At 65.3% G+C, this 21017-nt stretch carries 22 protein-coding genes; 6 read left to right on the forward strand and 16 right to left on the reverse strand.

Features of this window, described 5'->3' with window-relative positions; all coding sequences use genetic code 11:
• Positions 1–7 precede the first annotated feature (7 nt).
• The gene (locus WH265_RS08950) at positions 8–997 is read left to right on the forward strand and encodes a hypothetical protein (protein ID WP_339558020.1); all 990 of its coding nucleotides are present in this window, start codon (positions 8–10) and stop codon (positions 995–997) included.
• Positions 998–1009: 12 nt separating this feature from the next.
• On the opposite strand, the gene bla is transcribed toward WH265_RS08950, so the two are convergent.
• The gene (gene bla / locus WH265_RS08955; protein ID WP_339558021.1) at positions 1010–1918 is read right to left on the reverse strand and encodes a class A beta-lactamase; all 909 of its coding nucleotides are present in this window, start codon (positions 1916–1918) and stop codon (positions 1010–1012) included.
• Positions 1919–2043: 125 nt separating this feature from the next.
• Positions 2044–2691 (reverse strand): PadR family transcriptional regulator, encoded by a 648-nt coding sequence (locus WH265_RS08960; protein ID WP_339558022.1) that lies wholly within the window; start codon positions 2689–2691, stop codon positions 2044–2046.
• A 173-nt stretch (positions 2692–2864) separates the two neighbouring features.
• On the opposite strand from WH265_RS08960, the gene WH265_RS08965 reads away from it, so the two are divergent.
• Positions 2865–3095, forward strand: a complete 231-nt coding sequence (locus WH265_RS08965) for a ParD-like family protein (RefSeq protein WP_021028183.1) — start codon at positions 2865–2867, stop codon at positions 3093–3095.
• Entirely contained in the window at positions 3092–3886 is a 795-nt protein-coding gene (gene map / locus WH265_RS08970; protein ID WP_339558023.1) for a type I methionyl aminopeptidase, read from the forward strand. Before WH265_RS08965 ends, map begins: the two co-directional genes overlap by 4 nt.
• Positions 3887–3889: 3 nt before the next feature.
• Here map and WH265_RS08975 read toward each other — a convergent pair whose 3' ends face one another.
• On the reverse strand, positions 3890–4726 hold the full coding sequence (locus WH265_RS08975; RefSeq protein WP_339558024.1) for a DUF4261 domain-containing protein: 837 nt from the start codon (positions 4724–4726) through the stop codon (positions 3890–3892).
• A gap of 112 nt (positions 4727–4838) precedes the next feature.
• Between WH265_RS08975 and WH265_RS08980 the strand changes: the two genes are divergently transcribed.
• Entirely contained in the window at positions 4839–5312 is a 474-nt protein-coding gene (locus tag WH265_RS08980; RefSeq protein ID WP_339558025.1) for an RDD family protein, read from the forward strand.
• A 32-nt stretch (positions 5313–5344) separates the two neighbouring features.
• On the opposite strand, the gene WH265_RS08985 is transcribed toward WH265_RS08980, so the two are convergent.
• From WH265_RS08985 to WH265_RS09020, 8 genes are all read right to left on the reverse strand, one after another.
• The gene (locus WH265_RS08985) at positions 5345–6490 is read right to left on the reverse strand and encodes a M20 family metallopeptidase (protein ID WP_339558026.1); all 1146 of its coding nucleotides are present in this window, start codon (positions 6488–6490) and stop codon (positions 5345–5347) included.
• 40 nt (positions 6491–6530) lie between these two features.
• On the reverse strand, positions 6531–7409 hold the full coding sequence (locus WH265_RS08990) for an alpha/beta hydrolase (RefSeq protein ID WP_339558027.1): 879 nt from the start codon (positions 7407–7409) through the stop codon (positions 6531–6533).
• A gap of 31 nt (positions 7410–7440) precedes the next feature.
• Entirely contained in the window at positions 7441–8445 is a 1005-nt protein-coding gene (locus WH265_RS08995) for an ABC transporter ATP-binding protein (RefSeq protein ID WP_133856240.1), read from the reverse strand.
• Positions 8442–9419, reverse strand: coding sequence for an ABC transporter ATP-binding protein (locus WH265_RS09000; protein WP_339558028.1), 978 nt, complete (start codon positions 9417–9419; stop codon positions 8442–8444). Before WH265_RS09000 ends, WH265_RS08995 begins: the two co-directional genes overlap by 4 nt.
• Positions 9419–10345: an ABC transporter permease gene (locus WH265_RS09005; RefSeq protein WP_021028175.1), complete on the reverse strand. Its 927-nt coding sequence runs from the start codon at positions 10343–10345 to the stop codon at positions 9419–9421. Before WH265_RS09005 ends, WH265_RS09000 begins: the two co-directional genes overlap by 1 nt.
• Complete coding sequence (locus WH265_RS09010; RefSeq protein ID WP_339558029.1) at positions 10345–11319, reverse strand: ABC transporter permease; 975 nt, start codon at positions 11317–11319, stop codon at positions 10345–10347. Before WH265_RS09010 ends, WH265_RS09005 begins: the two co-directional genes overlap by 1 nt.
• A 178-nt stretch (positions 11320–11497) precedes the next feature.
• Positions 11498–13114: an ABC transporter substrate-binding protein gene (locus WH265_RS09015; RefSeq protein WP_339558206.1), complete on the reverse strand. Its 1617-nt coding sequence runs from the start codon at positions 13112–13114 to the stop codon at positions 11498–11500.
• Between the two features lie 128 nt (positions 13115–13242).
• Positions 13243–14856, reverse strand: coding sequence for an ABC transporter substrate-binding protein (locus WH265_RS09020; protein ID WP_339558030.1), 1614 nt, complete (start codon positions 14854–14856; stop codon positions 13243–13245).
• Positions 14857–15204: 348 nt separating this feature from the next.
• Between WH265_RS09020 and WH265_RS09025 the strand changes: the two genes are divergently transcribed.
• The gene (locus WH265_RS09025; protein ID WP_339558031.1) at positions 15205–15765 is read left to right on the forward strand and encodes a DUF1439 domain-containing protein; all 561 of its coding nucleotides are present in this window, start codon (positions 15205–15207) and stop codon (positions 15763–15765) included.
• An 86-nt stretch (positions 15766–15851) separates the two neighbouring features.
• On the forward strand, positions 15852–16547 hold the full coding sequence (locus WH265_RS09030) for a glutathione binding-like protein (RefSeq protein ID WP_116925501.1): 696 nt from the start codon (positions 15852–15854) through the stop codon (positions 16545–16547).
• Positions 16548–16612: 65 nt separating this feature from the next.
• Here WH265_RS09030 and WH265_RS09035 read toward each other — a convergent pair whose 3' ends face one another.
• The 5 genes from WH265_RS09035 to WH265_RS09055 are packed head-to-tail and all read right to left on the reverse strand — an operon-like array spanning position 16613 to position 21010.
• Complete coding sequence (locus WH265_RS09035) at positions 16613–16969, reverse strand: RidA family protein (RefSeq protein ID WP_027011185.1); 357 nt, start codon at positions 16967–16969, stop codon at positions 16613–16615.
• Between the two features lie 36 nt (positions 16970–17005).
• The gene (locus WH265_RS09040) at positions 17006–18145 is read right to left on the reverse strand and encodes an NAD(P)/FAD-dependent oxidoreductase (protein ID WP_339558032.1); all 1140 of its coding nucleotides are present in this window, start codon (positions 18143–18145) and stop codon (positions 17006–17008) included.
• Between the two features lies 1 nt (position 18146).
• A complete protein-coding gene (locus tag WH265_RS09045; protein WP_339558033.1) occupies positions 18147–19544 on the reverse strand; it encodes an FAD/NAD(P)-dependent oxidoreductase in 1398 nt (465 codons plus the stop codon).
• The gene (locus tag WH265_RS09050; RefSeq protein WP_021028167.1) at positions 19537–19878 is read right to left on the reverse strand and encodes a (2Fe-2S)-binding protein; all 342 of its coding nucleotides are present in this window, start codon (positions 19876–19878) and stop codon (positions 19537–19539) included. Before WH265_RS09050 ends, WH265_RS09045 begins: the two co-directional genes overlap by 8 nt.
• Positions 19868–21010 carry an NAD(P)/FAD-dependent oxidoreductase gene (locus WH265_RS09055; RefSeq protein WP_339558034.1) on the reverse strand — a complete coding sequence of 381 codons (1143 nt, stop codon included), beginning with the start codon at positions 21008–21010 and terminating at the stop codon, positions 19868–19870. The genes WH265_RS09050 and WH265_RS09055 overlap by 11 nt, the downstream gene beginning before the upstream one ends.
• Between the last annotated feature and the right edge of the window lie 7 nt (positions 21011–21017).

Genomic DNA, 21017 nt, shown 5'->3' on the forward strand with positions numbered 1-21017 from the left:
CCCGCCGATGAACCAACCGCTCTCCCCTCCCCGCCCGCCGGGCGCCTTCCGTTGGACACCCCGCCAGATCGCATTGGCCAGCCTGCTGGTGCTGGCCGTTGTGCTGTGCTGGCTGCCGGCTTTTCAGGCCATCGCCGACCGCTATGTGGATGACGGCCTGCAGCGCTCCCTGCTCAGTTTTGCCACCGCCCGTGCGCTGCACAGCGTCGTGTCGGTGCTGCAAGGCACCGAGCTGGCCGTGCAGCCGATGGGCGTGGGCCTGACCTTGACGCTGGGCCAGGTGCTGGCGCCCATCAGCGACCTGGTAGCGCAGTTTGCCGACTGGATGCTCTGGGCCAGCATCGCGTTTGGCCTGCAAAAGCTGCTGCTGTCCATGGGCGGCAGCTATGGCGTCACCGGCGTGCTCACGCTTATCGCGCTGGCCTGGCTGCTGCTGCGCTGGCGCCAGCAGGCGGTGCCCACCTGGCTCAGCCGCTTGCTGGTGGTGCTGCTGTTTACCCGCTTGGTGATGCCGGTCACCATCATCGGCAGCGAGGCGCTGTTCCAGCACTTTATCGCGCAGACCTACCAGGAAAACCAGATCGCCACCGAAGGCGCGGTCGGCCAACTGCAGCAGTTTGATGTGCGCGCCCCGGCCAAGACCCCGGGTGCTGCGGCCAGCGCGGGTGAGGCGACGCCGACCCCGCCGGCCAACCCTGCCGTGGCGCCGTCATCCAGCCTGTGGGAGCGCTTCAAGCAATGGGGCCAGCAGGCCCAGCAATCGGCCAGCCAGGCGGCATCGGGGGTGCAGGACCTTGTACGCAACCCGGGCGATGCGCTGCGCGACAAGCTCAGCGAGCTGCAGCAGCAACTCGACCAGCAGGTCGAGCGCTTGGTGACCTTGATGGTGGTGTTTGCGCTGCAGACCCTGGTGATACCGCTGGTGCTGGTCTGGGCGCTGCTGCAGCTGTGCAAGGGCTTGCTGGCCGGGCCACGCCAGCCAGCTGCCAAATCGTAGGAGCAGGCTCGCTTACAGCGCAGCGTGCCACTGCGCAATCGCTGCGCCCACCTTGGCCATCACCGCATCGCTTTGTGCGGTCGTGCGCCCGCCACCGGTCAGGTAGGCGGTGATGATCAGGCCTTCCGAGGCCGCATTGGGCCAGGCGATCAGGCAGTCATTGGCGGTGCTGTGGGCACCGGCACCGGTCTTGCCGCCCACGCGCCACTCCGACGGCAGGCCCGCGCGCACGCGCTGGTCGCCGGTGCGGCTGTCTGTCAGCCACTGCTGCAGCATCGCGCGCCCGTAGCCCTTGAGCACATCGCCCAGCAGCAGCGCCTGCAAGGTCGCCTGCATGGCTCGCGGCGTGGTGGTATCGCGGGGGTCGCCGGGCTCGGCCGTGTTGAGCAGCGGCTCGGTGCGGTCCAGCCGCGTGGCCTTATCGCCCAAAGTGCGCAGCCAGGCCGTCAAGGCTTCGGGCCCGCCGCTGGCGCGCAGCAGCAGGTTGGCGGCGACGTTGTCGCTGACCACCACAATCGCTTCGCAGAGCTCCAGCAGGCTGATGCCACCGGGCTGGTCCTGGTACTTTTCCGTCACCGGCGCATAGGGCACCATGTCGGCCGAGGTCACCCGCACCTGCTGGCCCAGGTCCAGCGCACCGGTTTGCCCCAGGTACAGCACATGGGCAGCCAGCAAGGTCTTGAAGGTGCTGCACATCGCAAAGCGCTCATCGCTGCGGTAGCCGGCCTCACCGCCCGTCTCGGCATCGAACGCATAAACGCCCAGGCGGCCACCGCTCTGGGCTTCAATCAGGGTCAGCGCCTTGTGCAGCGCACGGTCGGCACGGGGGTGGGCTGACTGGCGGGATGCGCAGCCGGCCAGGCCAAAAACAGAGCCGCTGCCCATGACCAGGGTGGCGGCTACAAAGTGGCGTCGTTGCATGGTCTTGCTCGGTAGAGGTTGTCATCCCGGAGGATGGATAGCTACCGAGCATACCCCGGCCCAGGGCCTGGCGACACGATATGGCGCAAGCTTTGCGGCGGCCGGGCAACAGGCCCGGAACGCGCTCAGGCCTTTTCGATCTTCAGAGCGACCTCATCCAGCAGCGCGGCAATCTTGTCGATCTGCTCGGCCGACAGTGCCGTCTCGCCGTCGCCGGCCATCTTCAGGCGCAGGGCCATCTTGAAGTTCTCGATCGCGCGCACCAACTGCGGCGGGCGCTGGCGGGCGTCGCGGTCCTTGCCCCGGGCCAGGCGTGTCAGCAGCAGCTGCAGTGCATCGGCCTGCTCGGCCAGGGCCTGCTCGCCTTCGGCGGTGATGGTGTAGCGCTTGCGCCCGCCTTCGGATTCGCTGGCCGTTGCATGGCCCATGTCCACCAGGTAGCTCAAGGTCGGGTAGATCGTGCCGGGGCTGGGCTGGTAGTCGCCGCCCACCAGCTCGCCCACGGCGCGGATCACCTCGTAGCCATGGCTGGGTTGCTGGCCAATCAAATGCAGCACCAGCAGCTTGAGGCCGCCGGCCTCGAACATGCGCTCGCGCTTGTGCGCCAGGTGGCGCGCAGCATCTGGCCCGTGGCCATGGCCGTGCGGGCCGTGGCCCGGCCCATCGCCATGGTGGCGTGGGCCCCGGCCGGGGCCGCCCTCTTCGCCCATATGGCGGCCACGGGGGCTGCAGAGGTGATGGTGGTGGTGAAAGTGGTGATGGGGATGTGGCATCTGTGTTCCTTTACTAAGATGCATATAAGATATATCTTTCAATCGAAGATTTCAAGCTGGTTTTTTGTAAAGATATATCTTTACTGCCGATACCGACATCGCTACACGGATCGCGTAAAAACGAATAATATATAAAACATATACAATTAACATATGTTTTATAGAGGATAGCCATGGGCATCGTCAAAATTTCCGACCCTATGCATGAGAACCTGCGCATCGCTGGCGCGGCGCTCTCCCGTTCCATTAATGCGCAGGCCGAGCACTGGATGCGGGTGGGCATGCTCGCCGAGATGTACCCCGATCTGGACCACCGCGCGATCTGCCAGGTGCTGGTGCAAGCGGAGCTGGACGGTGGCCTGGATATCCATGCGCTGGTGGCCAAGGCAAGGATGGCGGCATGAAGCAGCGCATCACGCCGGTGCATACCGCCAGCGAACTGGCCCTTGCGCGCCAGGCCGCGCAGCTGGCGGCCGAGGTGCTGGAGATGATTGCGCCCCATGTGGTGCCGGGGGTCAGCACCGCAGCGCTGGATGCCATTTGCCACGACTACATCGTGAACGTGCAAAAGGCGGTGCCGGCCAATCTGGGCTACCAGGGCTATCCCAAGACCATCCTGACCTCGGTGAACCATGTCGTCTGCCACGGCATTCCGTCCGAGGACCGGATTTTGAAAAAGGGCGACATCGTCAACATCGATGTGGCCGTCATCCAGGATGGCTGGTTTGGCGATACCAGCCGCATGTACTTTGTCGGCACGCCCAGCATTCTGGCCAAGCGCCTGGTCGAGACCACTTACGAGGCAATGCGCGCGGGGATTGCCCAGGTGCGGCCGGGCGCCAGCTTGGGCGATATCGGCCATGCGATCGAGACGGTGGCCAAGGCGGCAGGCTTTGGCGTGGTGCGCGAGTTCTGCGGCCATGGCATTGGCCAGACCTACCACGATTCCCCGAATGTGCTGCACTACGGCAACCCGGGCGAAGGCCTGGTGCTGGAGGCCGGTATGCTGTTCACGATCGAGCCCATGCTCAATGCCGGCAAGCGCCAGGTCAAGACCTTGGCCGATGGCTGGACCGTCGTGACCCAGGACCATTCGCTGTCGGCGCAGTGGGAGCACATGGTGGCGGTGACGCCCGATGGCCATGAGGTGCTGACCACCTGGCCGAATGGCACCGGCAGCTACGCGCCGGTCTAAACCTCAGTCCGCTTGGTTGGCCCCCTCAGCGGGCCGTGGATCGATATCGACCACCAGCCGCTCGGGCTCGACCAGCGCATCGAGGTGCTTGCAGGCCCATTTGCTGTGGCCATCGATGCCGGCGACCGTATGGCCGTCGGCAATCACATCGCCGTGCTCGACCAGGTAGACGCTGGTATTGAACACAAAGCGTGAGACTTCGGCGGGGTCCATCTCGGAGAACAGCAGCTGCACATCGGGCACGCCAAAGGTGGCACCGCCCAGGCTGTCCATCAGCATTTCGCCGGGGCGGTTGCTGATGTTGAAAAAGCGCACATTGACGACGCCGTAGTAAACAAAGCCTTCGGCATGGGCCTGCAGGTAGCGCTGCGGGTTCAGCAGGCAGCCGGCATTGGTCTGGCTGATGGCAGTGACGCCCCCGTTCTCGATCAGCACATGCATGACCGCTTGCAGGATTTCGAGCCGCTCGGGCACAGGCAGGCCCCGGCCCATGAACTCGCTCACCAGCACGCAGTGCTGGCACTGGGCCAGCGCGCTTTCCTTTTCTGGCCAGTCCCAGGTCTGCTCCAGTGCGCTGGCGTAGTCGGTGGGCGCCATAGCCTCGCCTGCGCGGATGATCGCGACCTCGCTGGGCACGCCCTTTTTGTCGCTGTAGTCCACGCAGTAGTCGCGCAGCGCCAGCAAGATGGTGTCGCCATCTGCGACCAGGTGCACCGCCCCCAGGCGCTTGGCCAGTGCAGCGCGCAGGGTTTCGCCGTCCAGCATCGCGGGCTGGGCGTACAGGGCCTCAAAGGCCCACATATCGGGGGCCATGCGGAGCTCGGGATTCGGTGGTGCCATGGTGCGCTCTCGGGCAGTGAAGATAGCCTGCATCTTGCCATGGCGCGCCCAGCTCTTGTCACTGCGGCTTTACCGGAGAGGCCTAAGATGGCGCCACTCAGTGGAGCAAAAAATGGATAACAGCGATCTGGAATATGTAGGCTTTTGGGCGCGCGTCGGTGCGGCCCTGATCGACACGGTGGTGTTGCTCGTCATCATCACGCCGGCCCTGGTGGCGATATATGGCTGGGACTACTTTATGGCAGAGGGCCTGGTGCAAGGCCCGGCCGATGTGCTGATCAGCTGGGTGCTGCCAGCGGTCGCCTGCATCTGGCTGTGGCACAAGCTGCGGGCCACGCCGGGCAAGATGCTGATAGGGGCCGAGATTGTGGATGCCGAGACGGGAGAGGCAATGGGCCTGGGCCAATCTGTCGTCCGCTACCTCGGCTATTTTGTGTCCATTGTGCCGCTGTGCCTGGGCCTTATCTGGGTGGCCTTTGACCCGCGCAAGCAGGGCTGGCACGACAAGATTGCGGGCACCGTGGTGGTGCGCCGCAAGGGTGGGCGCACCCGGCCGGTTACTTTCAAGGGCCAGCGGCTCGGTTAAGCTGGCCCGCATCTGGGGCCAGCCTGGGCGTCTTACTCCAGGTGGGTCAGCAGGTGCAGCCAGAAGCGCGCCCGCATCTCCAGGGTCGACACCAGGATGTGCTCGTACACCGTGTGGGCGCCGTCGCCATCGGCTCCCAGGCCGTCCAGCGATGGCACGCCCATCGCCGAGGTGAAGTTGGCATCGCTGCCGCCACCGGTGGGGGGGGCTTCTTCCAGCGCAAAGCCGGCTTCGCGGGCCGATTGCTGGGCCTTGGCCAGCAGGGCTTCGGCGCGGGCGTCCTTGACCATTGGTGGGCGGTTCACTTCGACATCGATATCGAGCGCCAGGCCCTCGCCCACAGGGCGCAGTGCGCGCATCTTGCCCACCAGCTCATCGGCGGCCTGCAGATCGGGCAGGCGGAAATCGACCACGCATTTGCAGAAGGCCGGCACGGTGTTGGTGGTGGTGCCGCCTTCGATGGTGCCCACGCTCACGGTCACGCCACGCTGGTAGTCGGTCATCGCTTCCAGCGCCAGGATTTGGTGCGCCATTTCGCGGATCGCGCTGCGGCCCTTGTCATGGGCGACACCGGCGTGCGATGCCAGGCCCTTGACGCCCAGGCGCAGCATGCCGGTGCCCTTGCGCGCGGTCACGCAGCGGCCGCCATTGGCGCGGGCCGGCTCGGCCACCAGGCAGTAGCGCGCATGGCGGGCAAAGGCCTCGATGTGCTTGCGCGATGCGTGGCTGCCGGTTTCCTCGTCGGGCACGACCAGCAGGTCCACCGGCAGCGGGGTGCTGCCTGGCGTGGCCACGGCGCTCATGGCGGTCAGCGCCAGGTAGATGCCGGCCTTCATGTCGTAGCCGCCAGGGCCGTAGAGGCGGTCGCCTTCGATGCGGATCGGGTTGTCGGCCAGCATGCCGATGGGGTGCACGGTGTCCGAGTGGCCCAGGATCAGCAGGCCTTCTCGCGTATCGCCCTCGGCGCGGTTCGTGATGTGCAGCACGGGCAGCACCGGGCCCAGGCCCTGCTTGCCTTCGGCCTGGGTCTCGATCACCGTGGCGCGCAGGCCAGCGGCCGCTGCCTGGGCACGCATCATCTCGACCATGCGGGCGATCGAGGCGGGGTTGTTCGAGGGCGATTCGCAGCGCATCCATTCCGAGATGCCATCCACCAGTTGTTGCGTTGTTGCTTGCATCGTTGTTCCTTGGGTCTTGTCGAAAAGTGATAGAGCTTGGTCAGGCGGTGACGCGGCCGGCCCAGGGGGCCAGCCAGTCCGCATCGGGCATGCGCCCCTCAAACCATAGGTGGGCGCAGACATGGCTCATGGCCTCGCCATCATGGCCGATGCCCGCGACTTCATGCAGTTGCCAGGCCAGCTCAATACCCAGCCGGGCAGCCGCCTGCTGGCCCGCTGCATAGTAGTGGTGGGCACGGGCAAAGCGGTGCGGGCCCTGGCGCAGCGCGGCGGGCTCGGCCGGCAGGTTCGGGTCCTGGGTGTCGGTGTCGCGGTCGCCCGCCAAAATGACCAGCGGGGTGCGCAGCAGCTGGGCCAGCGCATCACCCGCCAGGCCAATGCCTGCCAGGCCTTGCGGAAAGTCCTGCTGGGCATCGGGCAAGGTGTACCAGCCCGGGTTGCCCGCTGCCACGCCGGCAAAGCCGGCCGCGCCCAGGGTGCTGACCAGGCGGTGCACAAACTGGCCGCCGGCCGAATGGCCAAACAGGTAGAGCGGCTGCTGCTGCACCACCCCGGCATCGCGCAGCTGCTGGGCCAGGTTCATCACCGCCTGGTAGGCCCAGTAGTCACGCGGCTGCAGGTCGCCCGCTTCGCTCCAGACGCTGCCGTTGTTGTAGCTCTCCACCCCCGGCCAGTGCCCGTTGCCAAAGGTCGGCGCGATGATCTGCAGGCCATAGCGGTCAGCGGCGGGTATCCAGAAGTCGCGGTAGTCGTCGCCATTGCGCAGCACGCCGTGCTGCACCAGCACCACCGGCGCATCGGCGGCTACGCCTTCAGGTCGGTAGCAGTTCAAGGTGATCGGCAGGTAGAGCGCGCCGTCACCGGCCTGCCAGTCGATGGCAAAACGGCCGTGCTGCTGGGTAAAACGTTGCCAGTCCATGCGGTGGTTTCCTCTGTGCGCGTCCAACGGGTCAGTCCAACAAATGGCAGGCGGTCACATGGCCGGCTGCCGTCTCGCGCAGGCGGGGCACCTCCTGCTTGCAGCGCTCCATCGCATGCGGGCAGCGCGGGTGGAAGGTGCAGCCCGAGGGCGGGTTCAGCGGCGAGGGGATCTCGCCCTTGATAGGCGTGAACACGCGCTTGCGCCGGCCCACATCGGGCACCTCGGCCAGCAGCGCCTGGGTGTAGGGGTGCTGGGCCTGGCCAAAGATCTCGGCCGTGGGCGCCATCTCCACGATCTTGCCCAGGTACATGATGGCCACCTTGTCGGAGATGTGACGCACCACACCCAGGTCATGGCTGATGAAGAGGTAGGTCAAGCCGCGCTGGGCGCGCAGGTCCATGAACAGGTTGATCACCTGCGCCTGGATGGACACATCGAGTGCGGCCACCGGCTCATCGCAGACCAGGAACTCCGGCGTCACCATCAGCGCGCGGGCAATGCCGATGCGCTGGCGCTGGCCACCGGATATCTGGTGCGGCAGGCGGGCGCGGTACTCGCTGGCCAGGCCCACTTCGGCCAGCGCGGCATCGACACGGCCCGGCACTTCGGCCGCTGGTGCCAGCTTGTGCACATGCAGCGCCTCGCCCAGTATCTGGTGCAGCTTCTGGCGCGGGTTGAGCGAGGCCTGCGGGTCCTGGAACACCATTTGCACGCCCAAGGTGTAGGCGAGCTTGTCCTGGCCGCCCAACTGGCTCACATCCTGGCCCTTGTAGAGCAGCTGGCCTTCGGTCGCAGGATGCAGCCCGGCCACCACGCGGCCCAGGGTGGACTTGCCGCAACCGGATTCGCCCACCAGACCCAGCACCTCGCCCTTGGCGATCTGCAGGTTGACGCCGTTGACGGCATGCACGGTGCGCGTCTGCGCGGGCTGCCGGGCGACGGCGCCAACGATTTTCTGCAGCAGATCGGGCGCGCTGACAAAGCGCTTGTGCACATCGCGCAGTTCAATCACAGGGGTAGTCATCGCGGTCATGCGGCAGGTGCCTCCAGCGGTACAAAGCAGCGGAATGCGCGGCCGGGAATGGTAGTGACGGGGGGCTGCTCATCGACGCAACGCGGGGTGGCGCGGCCGCAGCGCGGCGCAAAGGCGCAGCCGGGCACGCGGCCCGACAGGCTGGGCGCCATGCCATTGATCTGCGTGAGGCGCTCGCCCGGCGTGGCCTGGGCGGGCAGCGAATTGAGCAGGCCCTGGGTGTAGGGGTGGAGCGGGGCATCCAGCACCTCGGCGACGGTGCCGGTCTCGACAATGCGGCCGCCATACATCACGGCCACACGGTCGGCCAGTTCGGCGATCACGCCCAGGTCGTGGGTGATCCAGATCAGCGCCGTGCCCTGGGCCTGGCAGATCTGCTGCATGCGGTAGAGGATCTGGCCCTGGATGGTGACATCGAGCGCCGTCGTGGGCTCGTCGCAGATGATCAGGTCGGGGCGGTTGAGCATCGCAATCGCAATCGCCACGCGCTGGCGCATGCCGCCCGAGAACTCATGCGGGTAGCTGCGCAGGCGCTTCTCGGGTGCGGGGATGCCGACCATGGCCAGCGCCTCCACACAGCGCTGCAGCGCCTGCGCCTTGGGCAGCTTCTGGTGCGCGTCGATGGCTTCGAGCATCTGCTCTTCGATGCGCAGCACCGGGTTGAGCGTCATCAGCGGATCCTGGAAGATCATCGCGATGCGGTCGCCGCGCAGCTTGCGCATGGACTCGGCCGACAGCTCGCGCAGGTCCTGGCCCTTGAACAGCACCTTGCCCTGGGTGACTTCACCGGGAGCATCGATCATGCCGAAGATGGAGAAGCCGGTGACCGATTTGCCCGAGCCGGATTCACCGACCAGGCCCAGAATTTCACCCGCCTCCAGGCGGATATCGATGTCGCTGACAGCGGGCCAGGCGCCCTCTTCGGTGTGGAACACCGTCTGCAGATCTTGTACTTCAAGCAAAGGGATAGTCATTACTTCCTCGGGTCCAGAGCTTCACGCAGGCGGTCGCCGATCAGGTTGATCGACAGGATCAGGGCCAGCAGCGCCAGGCCGGGGAACATGCTGATCCAGTAGTCACCCGACATCAGGTACTGAAAGCCGTTGGCAATCAGCAGACCCAGGGAGGGTTCGGTAATCGGCACACCCACGCCCAGGAAGGACAGGGTGGCTTCGAGCACGATGGCATTGGCGATCTGGATGGTGGCGAACACCATCACCGGGCCCATGCAGTTGGGCAGCAGGTGGCGCGTCATGATGCGCCAGCCGGGGAAGCCCAGGTTCTTGGCCGCCTCGATGTATTCCTTCTTGCGCTCCTGCAGGGCACGGCCGCGCATGATGCGCGCGTAATGCGCCCACTGCACCAGCACGATGGCGATCACCACCTTGTCCACGCCCCGGCCCAAAATGGCCAGCAGCACCAGCGCCACCAGGATGGTGGGAAAGCCGAGGATGAAGTCGACGATGCGCATCAGCACCGTATCGACCCAGCCGCCAAAATAGGCCGCGACCAGGCCCACCAGGCTGCCGATGATGGTGGCGAGCACCACGGCGCTCAGGCCCACCATCAGGCTGATGCGCAGGCCATGCAGGATGGCCGAGAGCATGTCGCGGCCCTGGTCGTCGGTGCCCAGCCAGTAGGTCATGCCCGAAGCAGCTTCGGACATCGGCTTGAGGCGGCCGTCCATCAGGTCGAGCGCGCCCAGGTCATAGGGGTTTTGTGGCGACAGAAACGGCGCCAGCAGCACCACGGCCAGCAGCAGCACGAGCGCGATCACCGCACCTTTGACGGAGGGCTTGCTGCGCAGTTTCTTCAGGATGGCACGCCGCTGGGGCGTGTCTTGCAGGGGCTGGGCCCGTTTGCTGGGGTCGATGGTCATCAGGGATTTATCGGGCTGCATCATGGGGCCTCCTGCAGCTGTACGCGCGGATCGAGCACCGCATAGGCCAGGTCCACCAGAAGGTTGATCATCACGAAGATGAAGGTGACCAGCATCACATAGGCCACCACCACCGGGCGGTCGAGCTTGTAGATGCTGTCAATCAAAAGCTTGCCCATGCCGGGCCAGGCGAACACGGTCTCGGTGATGGTCGAGTAGGCGATCAGGGTGCCGAACTCCATGCCGATCACGGTGACCACGGGGATCAGGATGTTGCGCAGGATGTGGCGGGTCAGGATGCGGCGCTCGCTGATGCCCTTGGCACGCGCGAACTTCACATACTCCTGGGTCTTGGCCTCCATCACACCGGTGGCGGTGAGCCGCAGCACCAGCGCGATATTGCCCAGCGCCAGGTTGATGGCCGGCAGCATCACATGGCTCCAGCCATCGGCAGTGAACAGCGACAGCGGCACGCCCAGCACATTGACCGTGTCACCCCGGCCCGACGAGGGCAGCCACTGCAGCCAGACGGCGAACATCAGGATCAGCATCATGCCCTGCCAGAAGTTGGGCAGCGAAAAGCCCAGCACCGAGCCGCCCATCAGGCTGCGGCCCAGTGGCTTGTCGTTGAAGAGGCCGGCCACCAGGCCCAGCGGAATGCCGATCAGGCAGGTGAGGCCAATGGCAACCACGACCAACTCGAAGGTGGCGGGAAAGCGCTGCACGATCAGCTCGATCGCGGGGATGCCATGCACAAAAGAGGTGCCCAGGTCGCCCTGGAAGGCGCGGGTCAAAAAACTCCAGTACTGCAGCCAGACCGGCAGGTCAAGCCCCAGGCGCTTGATCATCGCCTGGCGGTCTGCATCGCTGGCCTCGGCGCTCACCAGCAGCTCGATGGGGTCGCCCACCGCGTAGACCGCCATGAACACCACCAGCGAGACCGCCAGCAGCACCAGAAAACTTTGCACCATGCGGCGCAGGATATAGACGATCACATTACGTCCTCAAAATTAGAATGCCATGCGCTGTCACCTGCATGGTTGTCGCCCTCTGTGGAGTCTTTTCATCGTGGGGCGTACAAAATCACAAAGCCCGCATGGCCCCACCACTGGAGCTGGATGCGGGCCATGCCAGGGACCGGGCCTGTTTGGCGCCCGGTGTGGCACCAGCTGTCTATTTCGGTTTGACCGACATGGCCAGCGTGTACTGGTCGCGTCGGCCTTCGTAGCTCAACCCTTTCTTGAATGCCCAGATGCTGCTCTCAAAGTGCAGCGGAATCAGCGGTACGTTGGCCAGCGCAATCTGCGTGGCCTGCTGGTAGGCGGCCTTGCGCGCGCTCGCATCCATCTGCGCCATCGCCGGCACAAACACCTCATCAAACGCGGGCAGGCTAAAGCCGCCGTAGTTGCTGGTGCCCAGGCCCTTGTCCTTGTCGGTGCTGGCCACCCAGTACTGGAACAGGCCCGAGGCCTCGCCGTTTTCCGACGGCCAGCCGCCCATCGCAAAGCTGAACTCGCGCTTGGCGCGCTTGGGGAAATAGATGGCTGCGGCCTGCGCATCCACCGTGGTCTTGATGCCGATGCGCGTCAGGTACTGGGCCACCGCCTGCGCGATCTGGCCGTCGTTGATGTAGCGGTCATTGGTGGTGGTCAGGGTCAGCTCAAAGCCTTGCGGGTAGCCGGCCTCGGCCAGCAGCTTCTTGGCGGATTCGGGATCGAACTTGATCTCGGTGGGCTTGTCGAGGCTGCCGAACATGCCCGTGGGCATGTACTGGTTGGCGACGGTGGCCATGCCATCCATCAGCCGCTGCACGATGGCCTTGCGGTCAATGGCCATGTTGATGGCCTGGCGCACACGCAAATCCTGCAGCGGGTTCTTGCCATCGGCGGCCTTGGCAAACGGGCTTTGCGCGCGGCCGGCGTCCGGTTGGAAGAAAATCAACCGGGTGGACGGCGTCGCGACAAAGTCGAGCTTGCTGTTGTCCTTGATGCGTGGCAGGTCGCGCGCAGCGGGGCTTTCGATGACATCGTAGTCCCCGGACATCAGCCCGGTCAGGCGCGGGCCGGCATTGGGCACGGGCACCATCTTGACGCTCTTCCAGTGCGGCTTGGTGCCCCAGTAGCCTTCGTTGCGCTCCATCTCGATACCGGTGCCCTTGACATAGGACTTGAGCTTGTACGGGCCCGTGCCGATGGACAGCTTGCCGGTGTTGAAATCGGCCACCGTCGGCCAGGGCGAGGTGACGCCGCAGCCCTCCTTGGGCGCAAAGCGCAGCTTGTCGAACTTGGCGATGCCGCTCCAGATGATGGGCAGCGAACGCGCCAGCTCATTGGGCATCGTCGGGATCGGCCGCTCGCTCTTGATGATGACGGTGTAGTCATCGGGCGTCTGCACATCGCTGAAGCTCTGGGCCGGCTCCATGTAGGAGCGCGAGACATTGGTCTCGTTGTTCAGCACGCGGCACAGCGTGAACAGCACATCCTTGGAGGTGAAGGGCTCACCATTGGAGAACTTCACACCCTGGCGCAGTTTGAGCTCCCAGGTATTGTCATCGACGGCACGCCAGGACTGGGCCAGCCCCGGGATCAGCTCCATCTGCGCATTGCGGTTGATCAGCGACTCGAAGATATGGGCCGAGAACGCGTCGTTGGTGGTGACCTTGTGGTAATGCGGGTCAGCGGCGGTGGGCTCGGAGGCGAGGCCGATGGTCAGCGACTGGGCTGCCGCCATGCCCGCAGGCAGGGCGAGCGCAGCCAGGCTGGCCAGCGACAAGGGTGTGCGGCGCGAGATCTTCTTGGTAGACACAGGTCGTTCCTCCTTGGTTAAAAGCCTCGTAGGGCAATGCAAGTGCCGTGCCACTACCTATTTCTCATCGCCCACGCCGGGGTGCGAGGCCCCGGCTGCCGCAAGCGCGCGGCTTACTTGGCGGGCTTGACCGATGTGGCCAGCGTGTACTGGTCGCGGCGGCCTTCGTAGCTCAGCTCTTTCTTGAAGGCCCAGATGCTGCTCTCGAAGTGCAGCGGGATCAGCGGCACGTTGTCCAGAGCGATCTGCGTGGCTTGCTCCAGCATGGCCTTGCGCTTGACCGGGTCCACCGTCTTGGCAGCCGGGATGTAGACCTTGTCGAAATCGGCATTGCTGAACGCGCCGTAGTTGCTGGTGCCCAGGCCCTTGGGCGAATCGGTGCTGGCCACCCACAGCTGGAACAGGCCCGAGGCTTCGCCGTTCTCCGAAGGCCAGCCACCCATCGGGAAGCTGAACTCACGCTTGGCGCGCTTGGGGAAGTAGATCGAGGCGGTCATCGCATCGACCTTGGTCTTGATGCCGATGCGGGTGAGGTACTGCGCGACGGCCTGCGAGATCTGCGCATCGTTCATGTAGCGGTCGTTCGTCGACGACAGGGTCATCTCGAAGCCATTGGGGTAGCCGGCTTCGGCCAGCAGCTTCTTGGCGCCTTCGGGGTCGAACTTGATCTCGGGGGCCTTCACGCTGCCAAACATGCCATCGGGCATGTACTGGTAGGCGGGGGTGGCCATGCCGTCCATCAGGCGCTGCACGATGGCCTTGCGGTCGATCGCCATGTTGATGGCCTTGCGCACGCGCAGGTCCTGCAGCGGGTTCTTGCCGTCGGGCGCAGTCACAAAGGGCGACTTGTCGCGGCCGATGTCGGGCTGGAAGAACACCAGGCGGGTGGACGGCGTGGCGACAAAGGCCAGCTTCTTGTCTTCCTTGATGCGGGCCAGGTCGCGCGCGGCCGGGTTCTCGATCAGGTCGTAGTCACCGGACATCAGGCCGGTCAGGCGCGGGCCGGCATTGGGCACGGCCACCATCTTGACGGTCTGCCATGCAGGCTTGGGGCCCCAGTAGCCGTCATTGCGCTCCAGGGTGATGGCATTGCCCTTCACATAGGACTTGAGCTTGAAGGGGCCGGTGCCAATGGCCATCTTGCCGCTGTTGAAATCGGCCACCGTGGGCCAGGGGCCCTTGTAGCCGCAGCCTTCCTTGGGCGCGAACTTGAGCTTGTCGTGCTTGATGATGCTGCTGGAGATGATGGGCAGGTTGCGCGCAAACTCGGCCGGGATCAGTGGCACGGGCTCGGCGGTCTTGACGATGACGGTCAGGTCATCGGGGGTCTGCACGTCGGTGATCAGCTTGGTCGTATCCATGTACGACTGCGAGACATTGGTCTCGTTGTTCAACGTGCGGCAGATGGTGAACAGCACGTCCTGCGAGGTGAAGGGCGCGCCGTTGGAGAACTTCACATCCTTGCGCAGCTTGAACTCCCAGGTCAGGTCGTCCAGGTTCTTCCACGAGGTGGCCAGCGAGGGCACCAGCTCCATGCTGGCGGTGCGGCCCACCAGCGAGTCATAGACATGCGCCGAGAACGAGTCGTTCGTCGTCATCTTGTGGTAGTGGGGATCGGCCGCTGTGGGCTCGGAAGCCAGCGCAATGGTCAGGTGTTGGGCGTGGGCTGCGCCAATGAGCGAGGCACCCACCAGCGCCAGGGCGCGCTTGTTCAATGCGAAATTCATGTCTGTCCTTGGGATCTTGGCTAGCACTGCCAGCAGGCAGCGCTTTCGAACCGGGAAGCGGGACCATCGCGCACCAGCGCGCGCCATCGTCCGCAGCCGGAAAGCCTGCGAATTCTCACACGAAATGACATCTGCTCACGCTCACGCAGCCCGTGAAAAGTGGGCATTTACCCCAATAAAACAAGGAGATGGGCCATCTTTTGCTGACATTGTTCGTGCAGCACACAATGTTATGCAAGCTGCGCAACAATGCGATCCCTGCGGGTGGGAAAATCCAGCACGCGTAACGCCGTCTGATCGGTACGATGCGCATCCACCCGCCCCCTGCCAATACGCTTTCCAACCCCTATGCGCCGCCGCCTTTTTTTGGCCTCCAGCCTGTTTGCCGCCAGCATGCTGGCCGCCTGCTCCTTGCTTGCCCCACCCAGCTACACCCTGTCTGCCGCCGAACTGCAGACCATCGTGTCCAAGTCCTTCCCCCGCTCCTATCCGCTGCTTGGCCTCTTGCAGCTCGATGTGCAGGCGCCCAGCCTGCAGCTGCTGCCCGAGACCAACCGCATCCAGGCGACGATGCGCGCCGAGATGTCGGGCAAGGTGCTGCCCCACCGCCTGGACGGCACGATGGTGCTGGACTTTGCACTGCGCTACTCGCCAGCCGACCACAGCCTGCGTGCCACCCAGGTGCAGGTGCAGTCGCTGCAGATGACCGGCCTGCCCGAGGCGATGGAGGTGATGCTGCAGGCCTACGCGCCGCGCGCGGCCGAGCATGCGATGGAGGATGTGGTCGTGCACACCTTGCGCCAGGAGGACCTGGAGCGCCTGGACAAGGCCGCCGAGCTGCCTGCCACCTTCCAGGTGACGGCCGAGGGCCTGCGTATCGAATTTGTGAAGCCCCAGGACGCGAAGTAGGCCGACAGGCCCGCGCCCAATCTGCTTTATGCTGCTGGCAAGGCGCACACCTGCAAGCCGCCTGCCTATTGTTTGGAGAGATCCCCATGAGCACCCTTGCCGATTTCAGTATCACCCGCAAATGGCCTGCCACCCGGCCTGATCTGCTGCAGCTGTATTCGCTGCCCACACCCAATGGCGTCAAGGTCTCCATCCTGCTCGAAGAGCTGGGCATGCCCTATGAAGTGCACAAGATCAGCTTCGAGAGCAATGACCAGACCTCGCCCGAGTTTGTCGGCACCTTCCCGAACAACAAGATCCCGGCCATCATCGACCCCAATGGTCCCGGCGGCCAGGCGATTGCACTGTTCGAGTCCGGCGCCATCATGGTCTACCTGGCCGAGAAGACCGGCATGTTCCTGCCGCAGGACCCGGTGAAGCGCTACGAGACCCTGCAGTGGCTGATGTTCCAGATGGGCGGCATCGGCCCGATGTTTGGCCAGGTCGGTTTCTTCAATATCTTTGCCGGCAAGGATTTTGAGGACAAGCGCCCCTTGACCCGCTATGTGGACGAATCCAAGCGCCTGCTGACCGTCCTGAACAAGCACCTGGCAGGCAAGGAATGGGTGGCCGGTGATACCTACACGATTGCCGATATCGCTATCTTCCCCTGGATCCGCAACATGATCGTGCGCTACAACGCCGAGGCCCTGATCGGCTGGGGCCAGTACCCCGAAGTCAGCCGTGTGCTCAGCCACTGGCTGCAACGCCCGGCCGTGCAGCGCGGTTTGCTGATCCCCTGATCTGCTTTGCTTTTAAGCAAAAAAATGCCAGCCCGAGGGCTGGCATTTTGCTGTGTGGCAGACGCTTAAACGGCTGCGCTCACAATGATTTCAACCAGCAACTCTGGGCGCGCCAGCTTGGCTTCACAGGTCGCTCGGGTAGGCATATTGGCCTTGTCGGCCCATTCGCCCCAGACCTGGTTCATGCCGGCAAAATCCTTGTCGATGTCCTTGAGCCAGATCTGCACGGTCAGCAGGCGCGCCTTGCTGGTGCCGGCTGTTTTCAAGTAGCCGTCGATCTTGGCCAGCACGTCGCGGGTCTGGGCGCCAATGTCGCCCGAGATGTCGCCAGCGGTGACGCCGGCCACATAGACCACGCCGCCGTGCACAACGATGCGGCTGAGGCGTTCATTGCTGTCGATACGTTGGATGTCGTTGCTCATCATTTACTCCCTGAGATAAAAATACGACCGCTGCAGCTAGGCAGTAGCAAAGCGGTCCACACGAAACGCCGAAATCGGCAAGCTGCTGGTGCCCTGGGTCACCAGCTCGGCCACAATGCAGCCGGTAATCGGACTGAGCTCAAAGCCATGGGCAGAGAAGCCAAAGGCATGCACGAGGTTATCAGCACTGGCACTCGGGCTGATGACCGGAATCTCGTCAGGCATAAAGCCCTCGATACCGGTCCAGGCCCGTGCAATGCTCACATCGCGCAGATGCGGGAACAGGTCGATGACGGTCTGCGCGCTCTTGGGCATGCGGTTGAGGTCGACCATCGCATGGCGTTGGCTGGCATCGGCCTCGCAGCGCAGGCCGCCACCAATCACCACCGTGCCATTGTCGAACTGCTTGAACGACAGCGGCCGGCCCATCGCGCCCAGCACCGGTTTGACAAAGGGCGCCACGCGCTGGGTCACCATCAGCATCAGGCCGCCGGCCACCATCGGCACCGGGTCGCCCACCTGCGCGGCAAAATCGGCGGCCCAGGCGCCTGCGGTGTTGACCAGCCAGGGCGCATGGAATGCGCCCTGCGCGGTGCTGGCCTGCCACATGCCGCTTTGCTGGTCGACCCGCAGCACAGGCGCCTGCTCGACGATCTGCACGCCCAGCTTTTCGGCCGCCAGGCGGTAGGCGGTGGCCACCTTGTAGGGCAGCGCATAGCCATCGCGGTCGGCCCAGATGCCTCCCACCACATGGGGCGAGATGCTGGGCACCAACTCGCGCACCTGCTGCTGGTCCACCCATTGCTCATGGAAAAAACCCAGGCCGTTGAGCATGGCCACGCGCGCCTTGGCCTTGATCTCATCGGCCTCGTTCTCGGCCACCTGCAGTTGGCCCGAGGGCACAAAACCGCCGTCGCTGCCGATGATGTCGGCCAGGCCATGCCAGAGCTGCTCGCGCGCGGCCAAGGCCAGCGGAATCTCGGCCACATGGCGGCCCAGGGTGCGCACGCCACCGGCATTGACGCCGGAGGCATGGCGGCCGCAGTACTCTGCCTCGATCAGGCGCACGCGCAGGCCTGCCTTGGCCAGCTGGAAGGCGCTGGACAGGCCTTGCAGCCCGCCCCCGATCACCAGCACATCGCTGCTGCCCGATGCCGGGCTGGCTATGCCGGCCATGTCACACGCCCGCGGCCAGCTGGGCCAGCGACAGCGACTTGAGCGGCGGCCGGATGCGGTAGTAGCCCACCTCCTGCGGCGGCAAATTGGCTTCCTTGGCGATGATCTCGGTCACCGTCAAACCGCATTGGCGGCCCTGGCAGGGCCCCATGCCGCAGCGGCTGAAGGACTTGGTCTGGTTCGGGCCCACGCAGCCCAGCTGCACCTGCTCGCGGATCGCGCCTGCGGTCACCTCTTCGCAGCGGCAGACCACGACCTCGTCGGCCGGAATGCGGAACTCGTCCTTGGGCCGGTACTGCTGGTTCAGGAAGGGGCGGATGCGCAGATGCTGCGCGATCTGGGCGCGCTGCTGGGCACCGTCTTCGCTCGCGCCAAAGCCCAGGCTGTTGGCCACGCCAATGCCGGCCAAGGCACCTTGCATCTCGGCCACCAGCGCGCCGCCAATGCCGGCGCCGTCACCGGCGATATAGATGCCCGGCAGGCTGGTCTGGCCCCAGCTATCCAGCACGGGCACCCAGCACAGCTGTTCATCGTCCCAATGGTGCTCGGCCCGCAAGGACCAGGACACCTGGGTGTTGGGCACCACGCCCTGGTGCAGCAGCACCAGCTCGCAGTCGATCTGCTGGGCCCGGCCCGCGCTGCTAAAGCGCACCTGGCGCACGGCGTCATCGCCCTCGATGCGCAAGCCACCCACATCCTTGAAAAACGGAATACCGGCCGACTTGATCTCGCGCAGCAGGCCCAGGCCCTTGCGCACATAGCCCCAGCCGGCCAGCAGCGACGAGGCATGGCTGATCGCCAGGCGCCAGTCGGTACCCGCCGAGGTATCGAGCACCGCGCGGATGTCCACACCGGCGCGCAGGTACTGCGCCGCCAGCAGGTAGAGCAAGGGGCCGCAGCCGGCCAGCACCACCGGTACCTGTGGCACCACCGCGGCGTTCTTGAGCAAAATCTGGCCAGCACCGGCGGTCATCACACCGGGCAGGGTCCAGCCCGGCACGGGGAAAGGCCGCTCCATCGCGCCGGTGGCGATCACCAGCGACTTGGTTTCGATGCGGGTGGTGCGGTCATTGCGCAGCACATGCACGGTCTTGTCGGGGTCGATCTGCCAGACCGAAGCGCCGGCCCAGTGGGTCAGGCCACTGGCGCGGACCTGCTCGGCCAGCGATTTGCCGTAGACATAGTCCGCGCCCAGAATGCGCTCGCGCTGGGCATCGGTCTGGGTGATGCTGCGGTAGATCTGGCCGCCCACCTGGGGTTGCTCGTCGAGCAGCAGCACATCCAGGCCGCGCCGCTTGGCCGCCAGGGCCGCTGCCATGCCGGCCGGGCCTGCGCCAATCACGACCAGGTCACGCAGCTGGCCGGGCGCGTCGTTCAAAGGGATAGCGGGCTTAGACATGCTTGGCCTCCTGCGCGTCCAGCAGGCTGGGCGCCGCTTGCATGGTGGTCACTTCCATGCCGTCTTCGGGGGTGATCAGGCAGGCCTGCTGGTTGGGACGGCCATTGACGTCGACCATGCACTCAAAGCACACGCCCATCATGCAGTAAGGCGCGCGGGCGCCCTGGCCCACGGGCGAGACGCGCACCGCGGTGATGCCGGCTGCCAGCAGGCCAGCGGCCAGGCTGCTGGCGGGCGACATGCGTACCACCGCGCCGTTGACCAGCACCGACACCGTGCCAGCGGCCCCGGCCTGGTGGCCAGGGAGGTATTTGAAAAGGGCTTTAGATGCCATAGGGTTTCACTTCCGTTTCCGGCGTAAATCGTGTCGCGGGGAATGCCTCGATGGCGGCCGGCCGCAGGCCCGTGGCCACCCAGGGGGCGATGCAAAAGACGTGCTGGGCCGCCAGCGTGACGCCGCTGTGGCAGGTCACCGCAAAGGCGCCGGGGTGGCTGGCCGACTCCTGGTACATGGGGAAGCCATCGGGCGACATCACCCGCAGCGCCGCCCAGGTGCGCACCACGCGGGCGTTGGCCAGCACCGGGAAGCACTTGACCGCGCGCGCCGCGATCTTGGCGCTGACCGGCACGCGCACCATGTCGTCAAAGCCCAGCTCCTCCATCGAGTCGCCAATCTGCACCGTGCCCTCATCGGTCTGGCGCACATAGTTGGTGGGGTGCGGCAAAAAGGGCTGAACCCGTTCGGTGATGAAGACCTGGCCCTTGTTGGGCCGCACCGGCACAAACATGCCCACCATGGCCGACAGCTGTTGCGTGGCATGGCCGGCGGCAATCACGATGCGCGGCGCCTGCCAGGCGCGCTCGCCCGCGCTGACGTGGAAGATGCCGCCTTCCTTGCGGATCGCATCGACCTGCATGCGGTTGTGGATGCGCGCGCCCTTGGCGATGTTGGCACTGTAGAGCGCCCGCAGCAGCTTCAAGGGGTTGCAGTGGCCGTCCATCGTGGAGTAGGTGGCGCCCACCACCTCGGGGCCCAGGCCCGGCAGCTGCCGGGCGGCCTCATCGCGGCTGAGCACCGTGGTGCGGTAGGCGGGGTCGCCCACCTCGGACTCCAGCCACTGCAGCTTGGCCAGGCGCTGGGCCATCTCTTCCTCGCTCAGGCAGATATGCAGGCCGCCGGGCTGCATCAGCTCGACGTCGATGCCGGTCTGCGCCTGCAGCTCATCGCGCAGCGCAGGCCACTGGCGCGCCGAGCCAAAGCTCCAGCGGGCGTAGTCGGCCATGCCGTAGCCCTTGCCCTGCACCCAGACCAGGCCGAAGTTGCCGCGCGAGGGGCGAATCGTGTCGTCCGCGCCGTCGATGACCGTGACCGACAGACCCTGGCGCAGCAGCCCGTAAGCCACGGAACTGCCCACCAAGCCTCCCCCGATCACGATGACATCGCTGCTATGTGTGTTGTTATTCATTTTTTGC

It is taken from the genome of Comamonas sp. MYb396, assembly GCF_037479555.1.
Classification (GTDB): domain Bacteria; phylum Pseudomonadota; class Gammaproteobacteria; order Burkholderiales; family Burkholderiaceae_C; genus Comamonas.